The organism is Burkholderia sp. KL41 (assembly GCF_057005415.2).
Genome location: NZ_CM174446.1, coordinates 2409192 through 2430809, shown reverse-complemented (window position 1 = coordinate 2430809; position 21618 = coordinate 2409192). Strand labels below are relative to the sequence as shown.

Annotated in this window: 23 protein-coding genes; 18 read left to right on the top strand and 5 right to left on the bottom strand. The window is 66.9% G+C overall.

Translation table 11 applies throughout. The features are described 5' to 3' along the window. Positions 1–57: 57 nt before the first annotated feature. The 7 genes from PQB87_RS11430 (at position 58) to PQB87_RS11400 (ending at position 5682) form a co-directional block, all read left to right on the top strand. Entirely contained in the window at positions 58–555 is a 498-nt protein-coding gene (locus PQB87_RS11430; RefSeq protein WP_059687326.1) for an OmpH/Skp family outer membrane protein, read from the top strand. A gap of 16 nt (positions 556–571) precedes the next feature. Beyond that, positions 572–1651: a UDP-3-O-(3-hydroxymyristoyl)glucosamine N-acyltransferase gene (lpxD, locus tag PQB87_RS11425; RefSeq protein WP_021159111.1), complete on the top strand. Its 1080-nt coding sequence runs from the start codon at positions 572–574 to the stop codon at positions 1649–1651. A gap of 129 nt (positions 1652–1780) precedes the next feature. Next, positions 1781–2248, top strand: coding sequence for a 3-hydroxyacyl-ACP dehydratase FabZ (gene fabZ, locus PQB87_RS11420; protein ID WP_021159112.1), 468 nt, complete (start codon positions 1781–1783; stop codon positions 2246–2248). A gap of 58 nt (positions 2249–2306) precedes the next feature. Further along, positions 2307–3095: an acyl-ACP--UDP-N-acetylglucosamine O-acyltransferase gene (gene lpxA, locus PQB87_RS11415; protein WP_021159113.1), complete on the top strand. Its 789-nt coding sequence runs from the start codon at positions 2307–2309 to the stop codon at positions 3093–3095. Between the two features lie 3 nt (positions 3096–3098). Continuing rightward, positions 3099–4268 (top strand): lipid-A-disaccharide synthase, encoded by a 1170-nt coding sequence (gene lpxB, locus PQB87_RS11410; RefSeq protein WP_059687327.1) that lies wholly within the window; start codon positions 3099–3101, stop codon positions 4266–4268. Continuing rightward, positions 4265–4909 (top strand): ribonuclease HII, encoded by a 645-nt coding sequence (rnhB, locus tag PQB87_RS11405; protein ID WP_021159115.1) that lies wholly within the window; start codon positions 4265–4267, stop codon positions 4907–4909. The genes lpxB and rnhB overlap by 4 nt, the downstream gene beginning before the upstream one ends. Beyond that, entirely contained in the window at positions 4906–5682 is a 777-nt protein-coding gene (locus PQB87_RS11400) for a TrmH family RNA methyltransferase (protein ID WP_059494106.1), read from the top strand. The genes rnhB and PQB87_RS11400 overlap by 4 nt, the downstream gene beginning before the upstream one ends. A gap of 103 nt (positions 5683–5785) precedes the next feature. Here PQB87_RS11400 and ppsR read toward each other — a convergent pair whose 3' ends face one another. Then, a complete protein-coding gene (gene ppsR / locus PQB87_RS11395; protein WP_021159117.1) occupies positions 5786–6601 on the bottom strand; it encodes a posphoenolpyruvate synthetase regulatory kinase/phosphorylase PpsR in 816 nt (271 codons plus the stop codon). Positions 6602–6976: 375 nt separating this feature from the next. Between ppsR and ppsA the strand changes: the two genes are divergently transcribed. From ppsA to PQB87_RS11380, 3 genes are all read left to right on the top strand, one after another. Then, positions 6977–9376 (top strand): phosphoenolpyruvate synthase, encoded by a 2400-nt coding sequence (ppsA, locus tag PQB87_RS11390; protein ID WP_059687330.1) that lies wholly within the window; start codon positions 6977–6979, stop codon positions 9374–9376. Between the two features lie 205 nt (positions 9377–9581). Continuing rightward, the gene (locus tag PQB87_RS11385) at positions 9582–10016 is read left to right on the top strand and encodes an NfeD family protein (protein WP_048020913.1); all 435 of its coding nucleotides are present in this window, start codon (positions 9582–9584) and stop codon (positions 10014–10016) included. A 33-nt stretch (positions 10017–10049) separates the two neighbouring features. Beyond that, positions 10050–10985, top strand: a complete 936-nt coding sequence (locus PQB87_RS11380) for an SPFH domain-containing protein (RefSeq protein ID WP_014896750.1) — start codon at positions 10050–10052, stop codon at positions 10983–10985. 258 nt (positions 10986–11243) lie between these two features. On the opposite strand, the gene smpB is transcribed toward PQB87_RS11380, so the two are convergent. Beyond that, complete coding sequence (smpB, locus tag PQB87_RS11375; RefSeq protein WP_006478511.1) at positions 11244–11690, bottom strand: SsrA-binding protein SmpB; 447 nt, start codon at positions 11688–11690, stop codon at positions 11244–11246. A gap of 98 nt (positions 11691–11788) precedes the next feature. Between smpB and PQB87_RS11370 the strand changes: the two genes are divergently transcribed. Together PQB87_RS11370 and PQB87_RS11365 are read left to right on the top strand one after the other, a co-directional pair. Continuing rightward, on the top strand, positions 11789–12226 hold the full coding sequence (locus tag PQB87_RS11370) for a type II toxin-antitoxin system RatA family toxin (RefSeq protein WP_027787100.1): 438 nt from the start codon (positions 11789–11791) through the stop codon (positions 12224–12226). Between the two features lie 4 nt (positions 12227–12230). Further along, positions 12231–12554: an RnfH family protein gene (locus tag PQB87_RS11365; protein ID WP_021159122.1), complete on the top strand. Its 324-nt coding sequence runs from the start codon at positions 12231–12233 to the stop codon at positions 12552–12554. A 54-nt stretch (positions 12555–12608) separates the two neighbouring features. On the opposite strand, the gene PQB87_RS11360 is transcribed toward PQB87_RS11365, so the two are convergent. The 3 genes from PQB87_RS11360 to PQB87_RS11350 all read right to left on the bottom strand — a co-directional run bounded on the left by PQB87_RS11360 (position 12609) and on the right by PQB87_RS11350 (position 15674). Continuing rightward, a complete protein-coding gene (locus tag PQB87_RS11360; RefSeq protein WP_489241845.1) occupies positions 12609–13604 on the bottom strand; it encodes a DMT family transporter in 996 nt (331 codons plus the stop codon). A 134-nt stretch (positions 13605–13738) separates the two neighbouring features. Next, positions 13739–14422 (bottom strand): Vgb family protein, encoded by a 684-nt coding sequence (locus PQB87_RS11355; RefSeq protein WP_489242844.1) that lies wholly within the window; start codon positions 14420–14422, stop codon positions 13739–13741. 31 nt (positions 14423–14453) lie between these two features. Continuing rightward, positions 14454–15674: a helix-turn-helix domain-containing protein gene (locus PQB87_RS11350; protein ID WP_233344692.1), complete on the bottom strand. Its 1221-nt coding sequence runs from the start codon at positions 15672–15674 to the stop codon at positions 14454–14456. 124 nt (positions 15675–15798) lie between these two features. Here PQB87_RS11350 and PQB87_RS11345 point away from each other — a divergent pair, with 124 nt between their 5' ends. The 6 genes from PQB87_RS11345 to guaA all read left to right on the top strand — a co-directional run bounded on the left by PQB87_RS11345 (position 15799) and on the right by guaA (position 21491). Beyond that, positions 15799–16563, top strand: a complete 765-nt coding sequence (locus PQB87_RS11345; protein WP_060068136.1) for a DUF899 domain-containing protein — start codon at positions 15799–15801, stop codon at positions 16561–16563. Further along, positions 16541–17398: a copper chaperone gene (locus tag PQB87_RS11340; protein ID WP_369869728.1), complete on the top strand. Its 858-nt coding sequence runs from the start codon at positions 16541–16543 to the stop codon at positions 17396–17398. Before PQB87_RS11345 ends, PQB87_RS11340 begins: the two co-directional genes overlap by 23 nt. 38 nt (positions 17399–17436) lie before the next feature. Beyond that, positions 17437–17625 carry a hypothetical protein gene (locus PQB87_RS11335; protein ID WP_489241842.1) on the top strand — a complete coding sequence of 63 codons (189 nt, stop codon included), beginning with the start codon at positions 17437–17439 and terminating at the stop codon, positions 17623–17625. A 51-nt stretch (positions 17626–17676) separates the two neighbouring features. Next, complete coding sequence (gene guaB / locus PQB87_RS11330) at positions 17677–19137, top strand: IMP dehydrogenase (RefSeq protein ID WP_048020927.1); 1461 nt, start codon at positions 17677–17679, stop codon at positions 19135–19137. A 6-nt stretch (positions 19138–19143) separates the two neighbouring features. Next, positions 19144–19755, top strand: a complete 612-nt coding sequence (locus tag PQB87_RS11325) for a hypothetical protein (protein ID WP_059490060.1) — start codon at positions 19144–19146, stop codon at positions 19753–19755. Between the two features lie 116 nt (positions 19756–19871). Continuing rightward, entirely contained in the window at positions 19872–21491 is a 1620-nt protein-coding gene (guaA, locus tag PQB87_RS11320; protein ID WP_027787108.1) for a glutamine-hydrolyzing GMP synthase, read from the top strand. Positions 21492–21618: the final 127 nt, after the last annotated feature.

Below are 21618 nucleotides of genomic sequence, written 5' to 3'. Positions count from 1 at the left end.
CATGACAACAGCAACGAGAGGGTAATTTTGCTAACCGGTAAGTTTTCGAAACGAGTGATGTGCGCGCTGACCGTTGTGCTGGCCTTGGGCGCGGCAACGGTGCACGCACAGGACGTCGCCCGCATCGCGGCGGTCAATTCGGATCGGATCCTGCGCGAGTCGGCGCCCGCGAAGGCGGCGCAGACGAAGCTCGAAGCCGAGTTCGCGAAGCGTGACAAGGATCTGCAGGATCTGGCGGCACGCCTGAAGTCGATGTCCGATTCGCTGGACAAGAACGGCGCGTCGCTGTCGGCGGCCGACCGCGCGCAGAAGCAGCGCGATCTCGCCCAGCTCGATACCGACTTCCAGCGCAAGCAGCGCGAGTTCCGCGAAGACCTGAACCAGCGCCGCAACGAGGAGCTGGCGGCCGTGCTCGAGAAGGCGAACAAGGTCATCAAGCAGATCGCCGAGCAGCAGAATTACGACCTGATCGTGCAGGAAGCCGTGTACGTCAGCCCGCGCATCGACATCACCGACAAGGTGCTCAAGGCGCTCGCGTCCGGCTCGACGAACTGAACGGAGCAGACGACGAATGGCATTGACGCTTGAGGAACTCGTAAAGCGGTTCGGCGGCGAGATCGCCGGCGACGCACAGTGCAAGGTGGGCGGGCTCGCACCGCTCGACCAGGCAGGCCCGCAGCAACTCGCGTTCCTCGCGAATCCGAAGTACCTGTCGCAGGTCGAGTCGACCCGCGCCGGCGCGGTGCTGATCGCGCCGAAGGATCTGGAAAAGCTGGGCGCGGCCGCGACGGGTCGCAATTTCATTGTCACGCCGAATCCGTACGCGTATTTCGCGCGCGTCGCGCAGATGTTCATCGATCTGGCCACGCCGCAGCGTGCCGCCGGCGTGCATCCGAGCGCGACGATCGATCCGGCCGCGCAGGTCGCCGCGAGCGCGGTGATCGGCCCGCACGTGACGGTCGAGGCCGGCGCGGTGATCGAGGACGGCGTGCAGCTCGACGCGAACGTCTTCATCGGCCGCGGCACGACGATCGGCGCGGGCTCGCACATCTATCCGAACGCGTCGGTGTACCACGGCTGCAAGGTCGGCCCGCGCGCGATCATCCATGCGGGCGCCGTGATCGGCTCCGACGGTTTCGGCTTCGCGCCGGATTTCGTCGGCGACGGCGACGCGCGCACCGGCAGCTGGGTCAAGATCCCGCAGGTCGGCGGCGTATCGATCGGCCCCGACGTCGAGATCGGCGCGAACACGACGATCGACCGCGGCGCGATGGCGGACACCGTCATCGACGAATGCGTGAAGATCGACAATCAGGTGCAGATCGCCCACAACTGCCGGATCGGCGCCTACACGGTGATCGCCGGCAAGGCGGGCATCGCGGGCAGCACGACGATCGGCCGCCATTGCATGATCGGCGGCGCGGCCGGGATCGCCGGCCACGTGACGCTCGGCGACTATGTCATCATCACCGCGAATTCGGGCGTATCGAAGTCGCTGCCGAAGGCCGGCATCTATACCAGCGCGTTCCCGGCCGTCGACCACGGCGAATGGAACAAGAGCGCCGCGCTCGTGCGCAACCTCGACAAGCTGCGCGAGCGCATCAAGGCGCTCGAAGCCGCGCTCGCCGCCCAGGGCGGCACGGGCGCCTGAGCGCATCATGCGAGACCTCGAACCGGGCACGGCCAGCGCAACCGGCCCGGTTTGCCAGACTGGGCCGCACGGCGGCCCGCTTCAGCCTTTGCATCACCACCGCGCAGCCTCTGCGTGAGACGAACCATCATGAGCACTGAAAAAATCAATCTCGACATCCACAAGATCCTCACGCTGCTGCCGCATCGCTACCCGATTCTGCTCGTCGATCGCGTGCTCGAACTCGAACCGCACAAGGGAATCAAAGCGCTGAAGAACGTGTCGATCAACGAGCCGTTCTTCCAGGGGCATTTCCCGAAGCGGCCGGTGATGCCGGGCGTGCTGATCCTCGAGGCGCTCGCGCAGGCCGCGGCGCTGCTGACCTTCTCGGAAGAGCAGCCGAAGGATCCGGAGAACACGCTGTACTACTTCGTCGGGATCGACGGCGCGCGCTTCAAGCGTCCGGTCGAACCGGGCGACCAACTGATTCTGAACGTGACGTTCGAACGCTACATCCGCGGCATCTGGAAGTTCAAGGCGGTGGCGGAAGTGGACGGCAAGGTGGCGGCGGAAGCCGAACTGATGTGCACGGTCAAGACGACCGACGTGGCGCCCTGAGCGACGCGGCACGCACAGGCAACGCAACGCGACACATCACATCGAGAGGCAACGGCGCATGACCAGGATTCATCCCACCGCGATTGTCGAACCGGGCGCGCAGATCGACGAATCGGTCGAGATCGGCCCGTACGCGATCGTCGGCCCGCACGTCACGATCGGCGCGCGCACGACGATCGGCTCGCACAGCGTGATCGAAGGCCATACGACGCTCGGCGAAGACAACCGCATCGGCCATTACGCGTCGGTCGGCGGCCGTCCGCAGGACATGAAGTACAAGGACGAGCCGACGAAGCTCGTGATCGGCAGCCGCAACACGATCCGCGAATTCACGACGATCCACACGGGCACCGTGCAGGACGGCGGCGTGACGACGCTCGGCGACGACAACTGGATCATGGCCTATGTGCACATCGGTCACGATTGCACCGTCGGCAGCCACGTGATCCTGTCGAGCAACGCGCAGATGGCCGGCCACGTAGAGATCGGCGACTGGGCGATCGTCGGCGGGATGTCGGGTGTCCACCAGTTCGTGCGCATCGGCGCGCACTCGATGCTCGGGGGCGCTTCGGCGCTCGTGCAGGACATTCCGCCGTTCGTGATCGCGGCGGGCAACAAGGCAGAGCCGCACGGCATCAACGTCGAAGGGCTGCGTCGGCGCGGCTTCTCGCCTGATGCGATCTCGGCGCTGCGCAGCGCTTACCGCCTGCTGTACAAGAACGGCCTGTCGTTCGAGGAAGCGAAGGTACAGCTGCGCGAGCTCGCGGAAGCGGGCGGCGACGGCGACGCGGCGGTCAAGGCGTTCGTCGAGTTCATCGACGCGTCGCAACGCGGCATCATCCGCTAAGCGATGCCGCTTCCGACCACTCAGCTCCGGCTCGCGATGGCGGCCGGCGAACCGTCGGGCGACCTGCTCGGGGCGTCGCTGCTCGGCGGGCTGCGCGAGCGGCTGCCCGAATCGGCCCAGTATTACGGGATCGGCGGGCAGCGGATGATCGCGCAGGGCTTCGACTCGCACTGGCAGATGGACAAGCTGACCGTGCGCGGCTACGTCGAGGCGCTCGGCCAGATTCCCGAGATCCTGCGGATTCGCGGTGAGCTGAAGCGCCAGTTGCTCGCCGAGCGACCGGACGCGTTCATCGGCATCGACGCACCCGACTTCAACTTCAGCGTGGAACAGGCCGCGCGCGACGCCGGTATCCCGTCGATCCACTTCGTGTGCCCGTCGATCTGGGCATGGCGCGGCGGCCGGATCAAGAAGATCGCGAAGTCCGTCGACCACATGCTGTGCCTGTTCCCGTTCGAACCGGCGATTCTCGACAAGGCAGGTGTCGCCTCGACCTACGTCGGCCATCCGCTGGCCGACGAGATCCCGCTCGAACCCGACACGCACGGCGCGCGCATCGCGCTCGGATTGCCGGCCGACGGCCCGGTGATCGCGGTGCTGCCGGGCAGCCGGCGTTCGGAAATCGCGCTGATCGGCCCGACGTTCTTTGCGGCGATGGCGCTGATGCAGCAGCGCGAGCCTGGCGTGCGGTTCGTGATGCCGGCGGCGACGCCCGCGTTGCGCGCGCTGCTGCAGCCGCTCGTCGACGCGCATCCGCAGCTTGCGCTGACGCTCACCGACGGCCGTTCGCAGGTCGCGATGACGGCGGCCGACGCGATCCTCGTGAAGAGCGGCACGGTCACGCTGGAAGCCGCGCTGCTGAAGAAGCCGATGGTGATCTCGTACAAGGTGCCCTGGCTGACCGGGCAGATCATGCGCCGGCAGGGGTACCTGCCGTACGTCGGCTTGCCGAACATCCTGGCGGGGCGTTTCGTCGTGCCCGAGCTGCTGCAGCATTTCGCGACGCCCGAGGCGCTCGCCGATGCGACGCTCACGCAGCTGCGCGACGACGCGAACCGCCGCACACTGACCGAAGTCTTCACCGAAATGCATCTTTCGCTGCGGCAGAACACGGCTACGAAGGCGGCCGAAGCGGTCGTGCGCGTGCTCGAACAACGCAAGGGGCGCGCATGACCGCAGTACGTGCATCACGCCGCCGCGCGTCGAGCGACGTGCAGGACGGTTTCGATTTCAGCCGGCCCGACGAGATCGTCTGCGGTGTCGACGAAGCCGGTCGTGGCCCGCTCGCGGGGCCGGTGGTGGCCGCCGCCGTGATCCTCGATCCGGCGCAGCCGATCGACGGGCTCGACGATTCGAAGGCGCTGTCCGCGAAGAAGCGCGACGCGCTGTACGACCTGATCGTCGCACGCTCGCGTGCGTATTGCGTCGCGTCGGCAAGCGTCGACGAAATCGACACGCTGAACATCCTGCACGCGACGATGCTCGCGATGAAGCGGGCGGTCGAGGGCCTGTCGCTGCTGCCGACGCTCGCGCAGATCGATGGCAACCGCTGCCCGACGCTGACGGTGCGTGCCGAGGCTATCGTCAGCGGCGATGCGCTCGTGCCGAGCATCTCGGCCGCGTCGATTCTCGCGAAGGTCACGCGCGATCGCATGCTCGTCGACCTGCACGAACGCTTCCCGGTGTACGGCTTCAACGTACATGCGGGCTACGGCACCGCGAAACACCTTGCCGCGCTACGCGAGCACGGGCCATGCGAAGCGCACCGGCGCTCGTTCGCGCCGGTTCGCGCGGCACTCGACCTGATTCGATGAAAAGCATTACTTCCCGCGACAACCCGCTGTACAAGCGCCTGAAGGCGCTCGCGGGTTCGACGCCCCATCAGCGCCGCAGCGGCCAGGCGCTGCTCGAAGGATTCCATCTCGCGAGCGCGTACCTCGATACGGGCGCGACGCCCGAGCTGTGCGTGGCGACCGAAGGCGCACTCGGCCACGCGGAGGCGCAGGCGATCGTCGCGCGCATCGATGCGCAACGGATCGTCACACTGCCCGACGCGCTGTTCGGGCAGTTGTCGAACGTCGTCAACGGCGTCGGCTTCCTGCTGCTCGTCGACCGGCCGGCGCAACCGCTGCCCACTCGCGTCACGCATACGTCGGTCGTGCTCGATGGCGTGCAGGACGCCGGCAACGTCGGCTCGATCCTGCGCAGCGCGGCGGCCGCAGGCGTGCGCCACGTGTTCTGTGCGCCGGGAACCGCGTACGCATGGTCGTCGAAGGTGCTGCGTTCGGGCATGGGCGCGCATTTCCTGCTGTCGATCCACGAGGACGTCGAAGCCGGTGAACTCGCCGAACGCCTCGATGTACCGGTTGCGCTGACCGACTCGCACGGCGCGCAGGCGATCTACGATTGTGACCTGTCGGGCCCCGTGGCGTGGGTGTTCGGCAACGAGGGCGCAGGCGTCTCCGCGTACTGGCGCGAGGTGGCCACGCATCGCGTGACGATTCCGCAGCCGGGCGGGATGGAGTCGCTGAACGTCGCAGCCGCGGCGGCGGTGTGCCTGTTCGAGCAGGTGCGCCAGCAGCGGTGAGCGTGACGCCACGCTCGCGCGTTCCCCGCACCACGAAAAAAGGCCGCGTTCGACGCGGCCTTTTTGTTTCCGGCGGCGGCAGGGCGGCCGCCGGCGCTCGACCTTAGTACGACTGCCGGTCGAGGCGGACTTCCTGCAGGATCGTCGTCGCGATTTCCTCGATCGACTTGTGCGTCGACGACAGCCACTTGATCCCCTCGCGGCGCATCATCGCTTCCGCCTCGTTGATTTCGTAGCGGCAGTTCTCGGGTGCCGCGTACTTGCTGCCGGGGCGCCGCTCGTTCCGGATCTCCGACAGGCGCTGCGGGTCGATCGACAGCCCGAACAGCTTCTCGCGGTGCGAGGCGAGCGCCGACGGCAGCTTGCCGCGTTCGAAGTCTTCCGGAATCAGCGGATAGTTCGCTGCCTTCACGCCGTACTGCATCGCGAGATACAGGCTCGTCGGCGTCTTGCCGCTGCGCGACACGCCGACGAGGATCACGTCGGCCTCCGACAGGTTGCGGTTCGACTGGCCGTCGTCGTGCGCGAGCGAGAAGTTGATCGCCTCGATCCGGGTCTTGTATTCCTCGGTGTCCGCGTTCTGGTGGCCGCGGCCCATCGCATGGCTCGACTTGAGCTCCAGTTCCTGTTCGAGCGGTTCGACGAAACGCTGGAACATGTCGAGCACGAGTGCGTTCGAGCGTTTGACGATGTCGTTCGACTCGCTGTCGACGAGCGTCGTGAACACGATCGCGCGGCGGCCGTCGTGCACGGCGGCCTCGTTGATCTTCTCGACGGTCGCATAGGCCTTGTCGAGCGAGTCGACGAACGGCACGCGCACGAGACGGAATTTCTGGTCGAACTGGGAGAGGATCGAGTGCGCGAAGGTTTCGGCAGTGATCCCGGTGCCGTCGGAGACGATGAATACGGTAGGCAGCATGAATCTGGGCGTCGAGCGTGAAGGGCGGTTGCGCGGGCGGCTGGAGGGTCGCCTCCAGACGCAGTGACAAGGTCGCGCCACATCCGGCAGCCGGCACGGTAGAATAGCGGCAACCTGTTGGATAAGCAATTGCGGGGGCAGGGCGCGAACGGCGCCCCAGGCTTTGCCGCTCGATTCCATAATTCCCGGCAAGTTTGGCGATTTGTCTGCAAATATCGCCCTTCTGCCGGGATTTTTGCAAATCGGGTCGGAAGATTTTCGCCGCTGCGAGTGTTTCTCCAACAGGTTGCGCAAGACGCGCCGCGCCTTTTTGCAAGCGCCCGCGTCCGAGCCCACTTGCGCAATCGAGCATTTTTTTCACACTTAGGGGCTTGTATGACTAACGCAGCAAACGTCGCAAAGGACCAGGCGTATGTAATTCCGTTCGAGCAGTTGCGGATGACCGATGTGGAAATCGTCGGCGGCAAGAATGCGTCGCTTGGCGAAATGATCAGCCAGCTTTCCGAAGCAGGCGTTCGCGTACCCACCGGTTTCGCCACGACCGCGCTCGCGTTCCGCGATTTCCTCAAGCACAACGACCTTACCGACCGCATCGCCAAGCGTCTCGAGTCGCTCGACATCGACGACGTGAAGGCGCTCGCCGAAGCCGGTGCAGAAATCCGCAAGTGGATCGTCGATGCGCCGATGCAGGCACGTCTCGAGCAGGAAATCCGCGAGCAGTTCGACATCCTGAAGAACGGCTCGCCGGGCGAGCTGTCGTTCGCCGTGCGTTCGTCCGCTACCGCGGAAGACCTGCCCGACGCATCGTTCGCCGGTCAGCAGGAGTCGTACCTGAACGTCGTCGGCATCGAAGACGTGCTCGACCGCATGAAGCACGTGTTCGCGTCGCTGTACAACGACCGCGCGATCTCGTACCGCGTGCACAAGGGCTTCACGCACGCGGAAGTCGCGCTGTCGGCCGGTGTGCAGCGCATGGTCCGCTCGGACGTCGGCGCGGCCGGCGTGATGTTCACGATCGACACCGAATCGGGCTTCAAGGACGCCGTGTTCATCACGTCGAGCTACGGCCTGGGCGAAACCGTCGTGCAGGGCGCGGTGAACCCGGACGAGTTCTACGTGTTCAAGACGACGCTCGCACAGGACAAGTACCCGATCATCCGCCGCTCGATCGGCTCGAAGCTGATCAAGATGGAATTCACGCAGCCGGGCGAGCCGGGCCGCGTGAAGACGGTCGACGTGCCGCACGAACAGCGCAACCGCTACTCGATCACCGACGAAGACGTGATCGAGCTGGCGAAGTACGCGGTCATCATCGAGAAGCACTATCAGCGTCCGATGGACATCGAGTGGGGCAAGGACGGCCGCGACGGCAAGATCTTCATCCTGCAGGCACGCCCGGAAACCGTGAAGAGCCAGGCAACCGGCAAGGCCGAGCAGCGCTTCAAGCTGAAGGGCCAGTCGCAGGTGCTCGCGACGGGTCGTGCGATCGGCCAGAAGATCGGCGCGGGCCCCGTGCGCGTGATCCAGGATCCGTCGGAAATGGAACGCGTGCAGCCGGGCGACGTGCTGGTGGCCGACATGACCGACCCGAACTGGGAACCGGTGATGAAGCGTGCGGCCGCGATCGTCACGAACCGCGGCGGCCGGACCTGCCACGCGGCGATCATCGCGCGTGAGCTCGGCGTGCCGGCAGTCGTCGGCTGCGGCGATGCGACCGACATCCTGAAGGACGGCGCGCTCGTCACCGTGTCGTGCGCGGAAGGCGATGAAGGCAAGATCTACGACGGCCTGCTCGAGACGGAAGTCACGGAAGTGCAGCGCGGCGAACTGCCGGAAATCCCGGTCAAGATCATGATGAACGTCGGCAACCCGCAGCTCGCGTTCGACTTCTCGCAACTGCCGAACGGCGGCGTGGGTCTCGCGCGTCTCGAGTTCATCATCAACAACAACATCGGCGTTCACCCGAAGGCGATCCTCGAGTACCCGAACATCGACCAGGACCTGAAGAAGGCTGTCGAGAGCGTCGCGCGCGGTCACGCATCGCCGCGTCAGTTCTACGTCGACAAGCTGACGGAAGGTGTCGCGACGATCGCGGCGGCGTTCTATCCGAAGCCCGTGATCGTGCGCCTGTCCGACTTCAAGTCGAACGAGTACAAGAAGCTGATCGGCGGTTCGCGTTACGAGCCGGACGAGGAAAACCCGATGCTGGGTTTCCGCGGCGCATCGCGCTACATCGCCGAAGACTTCGCGCAGGCGTTCGAGATGGAATGCCGTGCACTGAAGCGCGTGCGCGACGAAATGGGCCTGACCAACGTCGAGATCATGGTGCCGTTCGTGCGTACCGTGAAGCAGGCGGAGCGTGTCGTCGGCCTGCTCGAGAAGTTCGGCCTGAAGCGCGGCGAAAACGGCCTGCGCCTCGTGATGATGTGCGAAGTCCCGACCAACGCGATCCTCGCCGAAGAGTTCCTGGAACACTTCGACGGTTTCTCGATCGGCTCGAACGACCTCACGCAGCTCACGCTCGGCCTTGACCGCGATTCGGGCATGGAACTGCTGGCTGTCGACTTCGACGAACGTGACCCGGCCGTCAAGTTCCTGCTGAAGCGCGCGATCGATACCTGCCGCAAGATGGGCAAGTACGTCGGTATCTGCGGCCAGGGCCCGTCCGATCATCCGGACTTCGCGCAATGGCTGACCGACGAAGGCATCGTGTCGATCTCGCTGAACCCCGACACGATCATCGATACGTGGCAGGCGCTTGCCAACCGGAAGTAACGGTCGGCGATGCCGCTTCGGCGAAAGCGCGGTGCCGCCGCGCTTTCGTTGAAGGCAAAATGCAAGGTTCGTGTTATAAACACCCCGGTACGCACCGGGGTGTTTTTATTTGTCGGTACGCAACGTGCCGATCCGGGCGTGCCGGTCGCCTCCGCTCGCGGCAGCGAATATAGTGAGTATCGGGGGCGTTTTTCTGGAGGCCAAAATGATGTCGGGGCATCTGTTCTGGTGGATCGCGGTGGGCGTGCTGGTCGTGGCCGAACTGCTGACGGGCACGTTCTACCTGCTGATGATCGCACTCGGCTTTCTCGCGGGCGGCTTGCTGCAACTGGCCGGTTTCGCGCCGCACGTGCAGTTCGGCGCGGCGGCCGCGGTCGCGATCGTCGCGATGATCGCGCTGCGCCGCTCGGGGCTCGGCCGCAAGCAGAAGCGCGACACGTCGACGAATCCCGACGTCAATCTCGACATCGGCTCGACCGTTACGGTCGATGCGTGGCGCGACGGCCGCGCGCGCGTGCAGTATCGCGGCGCCGACTGGGACGTCGAGCTGGCGAACGGCGAGCGCGACGATGTGCACGTGTATCAGGTGAGCGCCGTGCGCGGCAATTGTCTCGTGGTCGTGGCGAAACCCGCGGGCTGATCGTCCGCCGATACAACAAGGAGGGAATATTTCATGGATTCGCTGATCATCTGGGTTGTCCTGCTCGTCATCGCGATCGTGATCGTGTCGAAGACGGTGAAGATCGTGCCGCAGCAGCATGCGTGGGTGCTCGAGCGCTTCGGGCGCTATCACGCGACGCTGTCGCCCGGCCTGAATATCGTGCTGCCGTTCGTCGATCGCATCGCGTACCGGCACGTGCTGAAGGAAATCCCGCTCGACGTGCCGAGCCAGGTCTGTATCACGCGCGACAACACGCAGCTGCAGGTCGACGGCGTGCTGTACTTCCAGGTGACCGATCCGATGAAGGCGTCTTACGGGTCGAGCAACTTCGTGCTCGCGATCACGCAGCTCGCGCAAACGACCTTGCGTTCGGTGGTCGGCAAGCTCGAGCTCGACAAGACGTTCGAGGAGCGCGACTTCATCAACCACAACATCGTGTCGGCGCTCGACCAGGCCGCGGCGAACTGGGGCGTGAAGGTGCTGCGTTACGAGATCAAGGACCTGACGCCGCCGAAGGAAATCCTGCATGCGATGCAGGCGCAGATCACCGCGGAGCGTGAAAAGCGCGCGCTGATCGCCGCATCCGAAGGCCGCAAGCAGGAGCAGATCAACCTCGCGTCGGGCGCGCGCGAAGCGGCGATCCAGAAATCCGAAGGCGAGCGCCAGGCTGCGATCAACCAGGCGCAGGGCGAGGCCGCTGCGATTCTGGCGGTGGCCGAGGCGAACGCGCAGGCGATCCAGAAGATCGCGAACGCGATCCAGTCGCAGGGCGGGATGGATGCGGTGAACCTGAAGGTCGCCGAGCAGTATGTCGGGGCGTTCTCGAATCTCGCGAAGCAGGGCAACACGCTGATCGTGCCGTCGAACCTGTCGGATCTCGGCACCGCGATCTCGTCGGCGCTGACGATCGTCAAGAACGCGGGGGCGGCCTCGGGCGGGAAGGCCTGAGTCGGACGTACGCGGTGTGCGAAGGGCGCGCTGCGTGCGATCGGTGTGCGGCGAATCGTCGCGCAGCCGGGGCGCAGATGATGCCCGCGGCACCTTTCTTCAGCCGACGCAGGCGGTATGGCGTGCCGAAAGCCGCCTCGGCCGCCTCGGCCGCGTCGCCTCAGCCGCCGCCGCGCAGCCGGCGTCGGCGATTCACGTAGTCCAAAGCAACACGGCCCGCTTCGAGCGGGCCGTGTCGTTTGCGGGGTGCGTCGCGCGTCAGGTGCCGGCGCGCATGATGCGTGCCTTTTCGCGTTCCCAGTCGCGCTTCTTCTCGGTTTCGCGCTTGTCGTGCAGCTTCTTGCCCTTCGCGAGCGCGATGTCGCACTTCACGCGGCCGCCCTTGTAGTGGAAGTTCAGCGGCACGAGCGTGTAGCCGCGCTGCTCGACCTTGCCGATCAGCTTCTTGATTTCCTCACGGTGCAGCAGCAGCTTGCGCGTGCGAACCGGGTCGGGCTTGATGTGCGTCGAGGCTTCGGGCAGCGGGCTGATATGGGTGCCGATCAGGAAGATCTCGGCGTTCTTCACCACGACGTAGCCTTCCTTGATCTGGCCTCGCCCGGCGCGCAGCGCCTTGACTTCCCAGCCCTCCAGCACGAGCCCCGCCTCGTAGCGTTCCTCGATGTGATAATCGAAGTGCGCTTTCCTGTTGTCGATGATGCTCATGAATGGATTGGGCCAACTCGTTTAAAATCACGATTTTAGCAAAGCGGGGCGAGAATCGCCCGGCTTGCGTTCTCACCTTGAGCGATGCCGCGCGATTTATGGCAGATGTCCAGAAAACCGTATTGATCCGTCATTCGGCGGAACAGATGTTCGACCTCGTCACCGACGTGGCCGATTACCCCAATTTCCTGCCCTGGTGCGGCGGTGTCGAGGTTCGCCGTCAGGACGAGAGCGGGATGGAAGCGCGCATCGACATCAACTTCAAGGGCATCAAGCAGCACTTCGCGACGCGCAACACGCAGCAGCGCCCGACGCGGATCGACATGGAGTTCACGGACGGCCCGTTCAAGAAGTTCACGGGCTCGTGGCGCTTCACGGCGCTGCGTGCCGATGCGTGCAAGATCGAATTCGCGCTGCACTACGAGTTCTCGAACATCCTGCTCGAGAAGATCATCGGGCCGGTGTTCAGCCACATCGCGAACACGTTCGTCGATTCGTTCGTGAAGCGCGCCGACCAGCGCTACGGGAAGGGGTGACGCGATGCTCTCGATCGAAGTCTGTTACGCGCTGCCGGATCGTCAGACGTTGATTCCGCTGTCGCTCCCCGAAGGGGCGACCGTTCGTTCGGCGATCGATGCGAGCGGCGTGCTCGCGCTGCATCCGGAAATCGATCTCGCGAACGCGAAGACGGGCGTGTACGGGAAGCTCGCGCCGCTCGACACGCTGCTCGCCGACCACGACCGCGTCGAGATCTACCGCCCGTTGATCGTCGATCCGAAGCTCGCGCGCCAGCGGCGCGTCGACAAGTCGCGTCGCGACGGCTCCATCGAGGGCCGCAAGTGGATGCACAAGGACGCGCGCTGACGCGGAGCGATCCGCGTCTTTCAGCTCGATTCGTCTGAGCAAACGCCGCGGCGTTCAGTGGGCTGCGGCATTCGCGTTTGCCGCCTCGCTTCCCGGCGCGCTTCCTGACGTCCCGCCGCCGGCGGGCGTGTCGCCATGCCGGCGCACCGATCCATAGACGCCGGCGAGCAGCAGCACCAGCGCGGCGATCTCGAGCGCATGCGGCATCCGCCGGTCGTACACGAACGCGTAAAGCATCGCGAATACGGTTTCGAACACGATCAGCTGGCCCGACAGCGTGAGGGGCAGCCGCTTCGACGCCGCATTCCACAGCCCGTTGCCGAGCCACGACGCACCGATCGCGAGCACGAGGTTCAGCAGCCAGAACAACTGCCAGCGCGACGCGGGCACCGTTTCCTGGAACGTGCCGGCCGGCAGCGCGAGGATCGCGATCCAGACGAGCCCGCCGATCAGGCCCGTCACGACACCCCACAGCACCGACCACTCGTTGCCGCCGAAACGATGATGGCGCTGCAGATAACGTGCATTCGCGACCGCATACCAGGTCCAGCTCGCGAGCGCGCCCGCCGCGCAGGCGATGCCGGCGAGTTTCTGGCCGAGCGTCGTCGCATGCGCGGCCTCGGACGTGAACAGGTCGACGTTGATGCAGACGATGCCCGCGATCACCAGCGCCAGCGGGGCGGCGAGCCGGCGCAGCGGCACGGCGCCGTGGTCGCCGAGGCCTGCGAGCGTCACCGTGACGGGCAGCACGCCGACGATCAGGGAGCTGGGTGCGATGCCGATCAGGTGCACCGCACCGGACAGCAGCATGTAGTACGCGACGTTGCCGATGACGGCGAGCCTGACCAGCGCGACGAGATCCTCGCGGGTCAGCCGCGCGAGCAGCGAGCGGGCGGCCGGCAGCGCGGCCGCGAGCGACACGAGACCGTACATCGCATAGCGGCCGGCGCTCAGCAGCAGCGGCGAGAAGTCGGTCAGCAGCCGCGGAACGAGAAACACCATGCCCCACAGGGCACCTGCCAGGACACCATAGACCACACCGCGCTGCATCGACCGCTCCGAACATGACTGACGAGCGCGCATCTTAGCGACGCCGTCGCGGCGTCGTCTTGTTCATTCCTGCACTCGGTGCAGGCCGGTGGGTGGGCGCGCCGCGCGCAGCAGCGATCGCGGCAGGCGGCGGATCAGTCGTCAGCCGGATCGGGCGTCGCCGCACCGTCGCCCGGTTCCCGCGCCCGCGCGGGCCGCCGCACGGCGCGCAACGTGCCGCTGTTGCCGCCGCCGCAGTAGAAGCGGTCGTGGCCGTCGGATTCGAGCCCCGACACACCGACGCCGACCGGCATGTCGATCTGCTCGAGCACCCGGCCCGTGCGCGGATCGATGTGCCGCAAGTCGGCCTGGTCGGCTTCCCAGGTGCCGTGCCACAGCTCTCCGTCGACCCACGTCACGCCGGTGACGAAGCGGTTCGACTCGATCGTGCGCAGCACGGCGCCCGACTGCGGATCCACCTGATGAATCTTGCGATCGCGGTACTGGCCGACCCACAGCGCGCCTTCGGCCCATGCCAGCCCCGAATCGCCGCCGCCGCCGGGAGCGGGAATCGTCGCGAGCACGCGGCCCGATTCGGGGTCGATCTTCTCGATGCGGTCCTCGACGATCTGGTACAGGTGGCGGCCGTCGAACGCCGTGCCCGCGTGCGCGGCGACGTCGATCGAGCGGACGGTCGTGCCGCGCTCCGGGTCGAGCGCATTCAGCTTGTCGCCGGACGCGTACCACACGTACTTCCCGTCGAACGTGACGCCGTGTACGCCGTCGACGCCGGGAAACGGGCCGTATTCGCGAAGGATCTCTGCACTGGAGCGTTTCATGTTCGTCACCTCGTCGTTCGGTGAGGTCATCCTAATCTCCCGGCAGCGGGGCAGGGAGTAACAAGGTCGTCGCGAAACCGGGCAGCGGCGGCGTCATCCAGCGGCGCGCGCGGCCGCGGCCGAGCGCCTGGACCTTGTCGGCTTCGGCGAGCACGTCGAGCGCGCGCTGCACGGTGCGCTGGCTCGCGCCGAGGGCCAGCGCCAGCGCGGAACTCGACCATGCTTCGCCATCGGCGAGGAGCGCGAGCACGGCTGCGTGGCGATCGTCGACCGGGCGCGCGAGGACGACGGTCTCGCGTACGCCGAGCGGTTCGAGCGCAAAGCCGCGCGGCGTCGCGACGATGTTTGCGAGCGGCCGCAGCACCGCGCGCAACCGGCCGATCTCGACGCGCAGGCGCGCGCGATGCGATTCGTCCGCGTGTTTCGCGCGGAACGCGGCCGCGACGAGCGCGTTTCGCGACACGTCGGCCGGCCATGCCTCGCCGAGCGCGCGGGCGAGCACGAACAGCACCGGCCGCCGCGCGAGCGACACGGTCGTGCGCGCGTCGCGCACCGTGTGGCGGCACGCATCGATGACGAGTGCGTTCGACGCGAACAGCGTCTCGACTTCGTCGAGCTGCACGAGCCGCGACGTGCCGCGCGCGATGAGGCGCGCGGCCGGTGCGTCGAGCACGCGTGCCGCGGTGTCGATCTCGGCCGTCAGCGCGGCGATGCCGGCGTCGCGGGCTGCCGCGCGCGCCCGCACGAGCGCCGCGCGGGCCGCCTGCGTGCGGATGCGGCGCATCGCGATGCCGGCCGCGATCAGCTCATGGGCGGCGCGCGATGCAGCCGGCAGCGGCGCGGGATCGAGATTCGCGAGCATCCGCTCGGCGTCGTCGAGCTGGCCGACCAGCAGCAGCCGTCGCACGCCGAGGTAGCGCGCGTGCGCGGCGTTCGCGCGGTCGCCGTGCGCGTCGAGCGTTGCACAGGCGGCATCGAGCGCGCGTGTCGGCCAGCGCAAGTCGCGCGATGCGAGCGCGATCTCCGCTTCCGCGACGACGCAGCGCGCACGCGCCACGGCCTCCCGAGGGCCGAACGCGCGTGCGGCGCCGCGCACGAGTGTGCGCGCGCGTTCGAAATCGCCGAGCTGCGCCATCGCGATCCCGCGCAGCGCGAGCGCCGGCGCATCGTCGCGCAGCGCGACGCGGTTCAGCGCGCCGAGCGCGTCACCGGCCGCGAGCGCGCGCGCGGCCGCCGTGATCAGCGAATCCATCCGAATCCATCCGAATCCCGACACACTTGTCACTCCCTCCGGCTCGATGCCCGCCACTAATCTAGCACCACGCACACGGCACCGGACGCCGTGCCCGGATACCCATCGGAAGGAGGAACCCGCAATGACGACCCATCTCACCGGAACGCGCGACGAATGGCTGGCCGCGCGGCGAGCGCTGCTCGACGCGGAAAAGGCGCTGACGCGGCAAGGCGACGAACTCGCGCGGCGGCGCCAGGCGCTGCCCTGGGTACGCGTCGACAAGACCTACCGGTTCGACACCGAAGACGGGCAGGCCACGCTCGGCGACCTGTTTCGCGGCCGTTCGCAACTGCTCGTCTATCACTTCATGTTCGGCCCCGACTACAAGGCAGGCTGCCCGTCGTGTTCGGCGCTCGCCGACGGTTTCGACGGCTTCGCCGTGCACCTGGCGAACCACGACGTGACGCTCGCCGCCGTGTCGCGTGCGCCGCTCGCGAAACTCCTCGCTTACCGGCAGCGAATGGGGTGGCGCTTCCCGTGGGCGTCGTCGGTCGGCAGCGATTTCAACTTCGACTTCAATGTGTCGTTCACCGAAACGCAGCAGCGCGCGGGCACCGTCGAATACAACTACGCGCTGGCCGGCCACGCGATGGACATGGATCCGCCGCCGGCACCCGTCGTGCAGTTCGCTGCGACGTGCGGCACCGATGCGCGCACGTATTCGCTCGACCGGCCGGGGATGAGCGCGTTCGTGCGCGAGGACGACGCCGTTTATCACACGTACTCCACCTATGCGCGCGGGCTCGACGGGCTGTGGGGGATGTACCAGTGGCTCGATCGCGCGCCGCGCGGACGCAACGAGGCCGGCCCGTGGTGGCGCCGTCATGACGAGTACGCACGCGGCTGAGCGCGCCGGCGACGGGCGGGGGCGGGCGATGGCACGGCCGCCGGCCGGCGACGCTGGCCCCGGTCCGCGAGCCTTCGGCGCGGCGCTCGCGGCCGTGTTCGCCGTTGCCGCGCTCGCGACCGTGGCGCAGCATGCGTCGATGGCCGCGATGGGCCGCGAACCGATGGCCGGCGGCTGGATGGCTTCGGCCGCATGGCTGCAGCCGTGCGGCCGAAGCGCCGGACGCGCATTCGCGGCGTTCGCCGGAATGTGGGGCGCGATGACGGTGACGATGATGCTGCCGGTGCTGGCGCCGATGCTCTGGCGATACCGGCAGCGCATCGGCCCGGTGGCGACGGCGCGTTCCGCCTGGCTCGTCGTGGTGGCGGGCGCCGGGTACTTCGCGGTGTGGATGGCGCTCGGGACGCTCGTGTTTCCGGCCGGCGCCGCGCTGACGGCCGCCGCCGCACGGTTGCCGGCATTTGCCCGTGCGCTGCCGTTTGCGGCCGGCGCGGTCGTGTCGGTTGCGGGCATGCTGCAATTCTCCGCGTGGAAGGCCCGGCGGCTGGCGTGCTGCCGGCATGCGGCAGGCGACGCACACCGGTCGTCGGCGGTTGCCGGTGCGGCATGGTGGCACGGCGTGCGGGGCGCCATGCACTGCGGCGCCTGTTGCGGGAACCTGATGGCGATCGCGCTGGCGGCCGGCATGATGGACCTGCGCGTGATGGCTGCCGTGACGGTCGCGATCACCGCCGAGCGTCTCGCGCCGCCCGGCGGGCGTGTCGAGCGGATCGCCGGTTGCGTGGCGGTCGGCGGTGGCATCGCGATGATCGCGCGCGCGGCCGGGCTGCTATAACTCAAGGTAGGCAGGCCGATTCGACACGTTGCCGGGCCTTGCTTCGCCGCGACCGCTTCGGCCACGTGACCCGTTTGCAACAGGCAGATGGGCCGTATTGCCGCCCGTTGCGCGAATGGCTCGATGCGGCGGTGAAACGAAAGGCGATCGAAAACGAACCGAACGGCGAACCGAACGATTCGGCCCCCGAACGGCCGAAACCGGCTAAGCCGTTGTTCGTGTTGTGAAAATTCACGGCGCTTCGCGTATAATTCGCTTTTGCGCCCATAGGATTTGCCATGCGTCTGATCCAAAAAGCACTCACTTTCGATGACGTGCTCCTCGTTCCCGCCTTCTCCGACGTTCTCCCGCGCGACACCAGCCTCAAGACCAAGCTGACCCGCAACATCTCCCTGAACATGCCGCTCGTGTCCGCCGCGATGGACACGGTCACCGAAGGTCGCCTCGCGATCGCGATGGCCCAGCAGGGTGGCGTCGGTATCGTCCACAAGAACCTCACGCCGGCCGAGCAGGCTCGCGAGGTCGCGAAGGTCAAGCGTTTCGAATCGGGCGTCGTCCGCGACCCGATCACGGTGCCGCCGCAAATGAAGGTGCGCGACGTGATCGCGCTGTCGCGCCAGCATGGCATCTCGGGCTTCCCGGTCGTCGAAGGCCCGCAGCTCGTCGGCATCGTCACGAACCGCGACCTGCGTTTCGAAACGCGCCTCGATGAGCCGGTCAAGTCGATCATGACGCCGCGCGAGCGCCTCGTCACGGTCAAGGAAGGCACGCCGCTCGCCGAAGCGAAGGCGCTGATGCACAGCCACCGCCTCGAGCGCGTGCTGGTCGTCAACGACGCATTCGAACTGCGCGGCCTGATGACCGTCAAGGACATCACGAAGCAGACCGAGCACCCGGATGCGTGCAAGGACGAACACGGCAAGCTGCGCGCAGGCGCGGCGGTCGGCGTCGGCCCGGACAACGAAGAACGCGTCGAGCTGCTGGTGCAGGCCGGCGTCGACGTGATCGTGGTCGATACCGCGCACGGCCACAGCAAGGGCGTGCTCGAGCGCGTTCGCTGGGTCAAGCAGAACTTCCCGCACGTCGAAGTGATCGGCGGCAACATCGCGACGGCCGCCGCCGCGAAGGCGCTCGTCGAATACGGCGCGGACGCGGTCAAGGTCGGTATCGGCCCGGGTTCGATCTGCACGACGCGGATTGTCGCCGGTGTCGGCGTGCCGCAGATCAGCGCGATCGCGAACGTCGCGGAAGCGCTGAAGGGCACGGGCGTGCCGTGCATCGCCGACGGCGGCGTGCGCTTCTCGGGCGACGTGTCGAAGGCCCTCGCGGCCGGCGCGAACGCGGTGATGATGGGCAGCATGTTCGCGGGCACCGAAGAGGCGCCGGGCGACGTGTTCCTGTACCAGGGCCGCCAGTACAAGTCGTATCGCGGCATGGGTTCGGTCGGTGCGATGAAGGACGGCGCGGCAGACCGCTACTTCCAGGACAACTCGGCGAACATCGACAAGCTCGTGCCGGAAGGCATCGAAGGCCGCGTCGCGTACAAGGGTTCGGTCAACGCGATCCTGTTCCAGCTGGTCGGCGGTGTGCGCGCCAGCATGGGCTACTGCGGCTGCCGCACGATCGACGAGCTGCACGACAAGGCCGAATTCGTCCAGATCACCGCGGCAGGCATGCGCGAGTCGCACGTGCACGACGTGCAGATCACGAAGGAAGCGCCGAACTACCACGTGGACTGATCGCCGATGAAACCGCTGCTGCGAGCCGTGCTGATCATCGATGCCGTGCTGCTGCTGGCGTTCGGCGTGCTGTTCGTGCTGACGCCCTGGCAGTCGCTTTTCAACGCGCTGCAGCTTGCGAACGTCCAGCCGGCGATGCTCGGCCAGGCGTTCGGCATCGCGTTGCTCGGGCTTGCGTGGCTCGCGTTTCATGCGGCGTTCAACGGGGATCTCACCGCGCCCGTCGCGCGCGCGGTCGGCCATGTGTACTGGCTGACCGGCGCGCTGACGATCGTCTGGTCGATCGGCACCGGCAGCGGTCCCGCGCTCGCCGCTGCCGGCAGGGTGCTGTCGGCCGTGGCCGGTGTTGCACTGATCGTGCTTGGCCTCGGCGGCGTGCGGCTCGCATCGGCCGTGCGCCGGCGCGAAAAAGCGCAGGCGCTCGAGGCGCGCGCGCCGGCGCCGCGTCCGGCCGAGCCGGCGATGGCGCAAGCGTCGTCGGCCGCGCCGCAGCGCGTCGAACCCGTCGTCAGCCGTCCCGCGGCGGCGTCGCCGGCCGCCGCACCGTCATCGGCCGCATCCGGCCAATCGTCGTCAGGCACCGTCGCACTCGACGAGCGCCCGCCGATGCAGGATTGACCGGCCATGCGTCGCGCGTGCAGCCTTCCGCCCGACGCCGCTGTCCATGCTTTTGACGCAGCGCATGATGCAAACGATGCGCTGCTTTTCTTATTCTCTTCATCCCGTCCGCAGCCATGCACGACAAAATCCTGATTCTCGACTTCGGTTCGCAAGTCACCCAACTGATCGCGCGCCGCGTGCGTGAAGCGCACGTCTACTGCGAAATCCATCCGAACGACGTGTCCGACGACTTCGTCCGCGAATTCGCGCCGAAGGCGGTGATCCTGTCGGGCAGCCACGCGAGCACGTACGAAGACCACCAGCTGCGCGCGCCGCAGGCCGTGTGGGATCTCGGCGTGCCGGTGCTCGGCATCTGCTACGGCATGCAGACGATGGCCGTGCAGCTCGGCGGCAAGGTCGAGTGGAGCGACCACCGCGAATTCGGTTACGCGGAAATGCGCGCGCACGGCCATACGCGCCTGCTCGACGGCATCGAGGATTTCAAGACCGACGAAGGCCACGGGATGCTGAAGGTCTGGATGAGCCACGGCGACAAGGTGGCCGAGCTGCCGCCGGGCTTCGCGCTGATGGCGTCGACGCCGAGCTGCCCGATCGCCGGGATGGCCGACGAGGCACGCGGGTACTACGCGGTGCAGTTCCACCCGGAAGTCACGCATACGGTGAAGGGCCGCCAGATCATCGAGCGCTTCGTGCTGCAGATCGCCGGCGCGAAGCCCGACTGGATCATGAAGAATCACATCGAGGAAGCCGTCGCGAAGATCCGCGAGCAGGTCGGTGACGAGGAAGTGATTCTCGGCCTGTCGGGTGGTGTCGATTCGAGCGTCGCAGCCGCGCTGATCCATCGCGCGATCGGCGATCAGTTGACCTGCGTGTTCGTCGACCACGGCCTGCTGCGCCTCAACGAAGGCAAGATGGTGCTCGACATGTTCGAAGGCCGCCTGCATGCGAAGGTCGTGCACGTCGACGCATCCGAACAGTTCCTCGGCCACCTGGCCGGCGTGACCGATCCGGAAGCGAAGCGCAAGATCATCGGCCGCGAGTTCGTCGAGGTGTTCCAGGCCGAGGCGAAGAAGCTGTCGAAGGCGAAGTGGCTCGCGCAGGGCACGATCTACCCGGACGTGGTCGAATCGGGCGGCACGAAGACGAAGAAGGCGACGACGATCAAGAGCCACCACAACGTCGGCGGCCTGCCGGAAACGCTCGGCCTGAAGCTGCTCGAGCCGCTGCGCGACCTGTTCAAGGACGAAGTGCGCGAGCTGGGTGTCGCACTCGGCCTGCCGCCGGAGATGGTGTACCGCCATCCGTTCCCGGGCCCGGGCCTCGGCGTGCGGATTCTCGGCGAAGTGAAGCGCGAGTATGCAGACCTGCTGCGCCGCGCCGACGCGATCTTCATCGAGGAACTGCGCAACACGACCGCGACCGCGCAGGATGCGGCTGCCGGCCTGTGCGGCGAAGCCGACGTCGGCAAGACCTGGTACGACCTGACGAGCCAGGCGTTCGCGGTGTTTCTGCCGGTCAAGTCGGTGGGCGTGATGGGCGATGGCCGCACGTATGACTACGTGACGTCGCTGCGCGCCGTGCAGACGACCGACTTCATGACCGCACACTGGGCGCACCTGCCGTACGCGCTGCTCGGCCGCGCGTCGAACCGGATCATCAACGAGGTGCGCGGGATCAACCGGGTCGTGTATGACATCTCGGGCAAGCCGCCGGCGACAATCGAGTGGGAGTGAGCGGTAAAAAGCGCCTCTTGAATCATTGGCTGACGCAGGACCTTGCAGGGTTTTCGTTGCGATCCGCATGGTTCTAAGCCATTGACGTAGAAGCGAACTTTCTACGAATCCGGAGACTGCCCGCCGC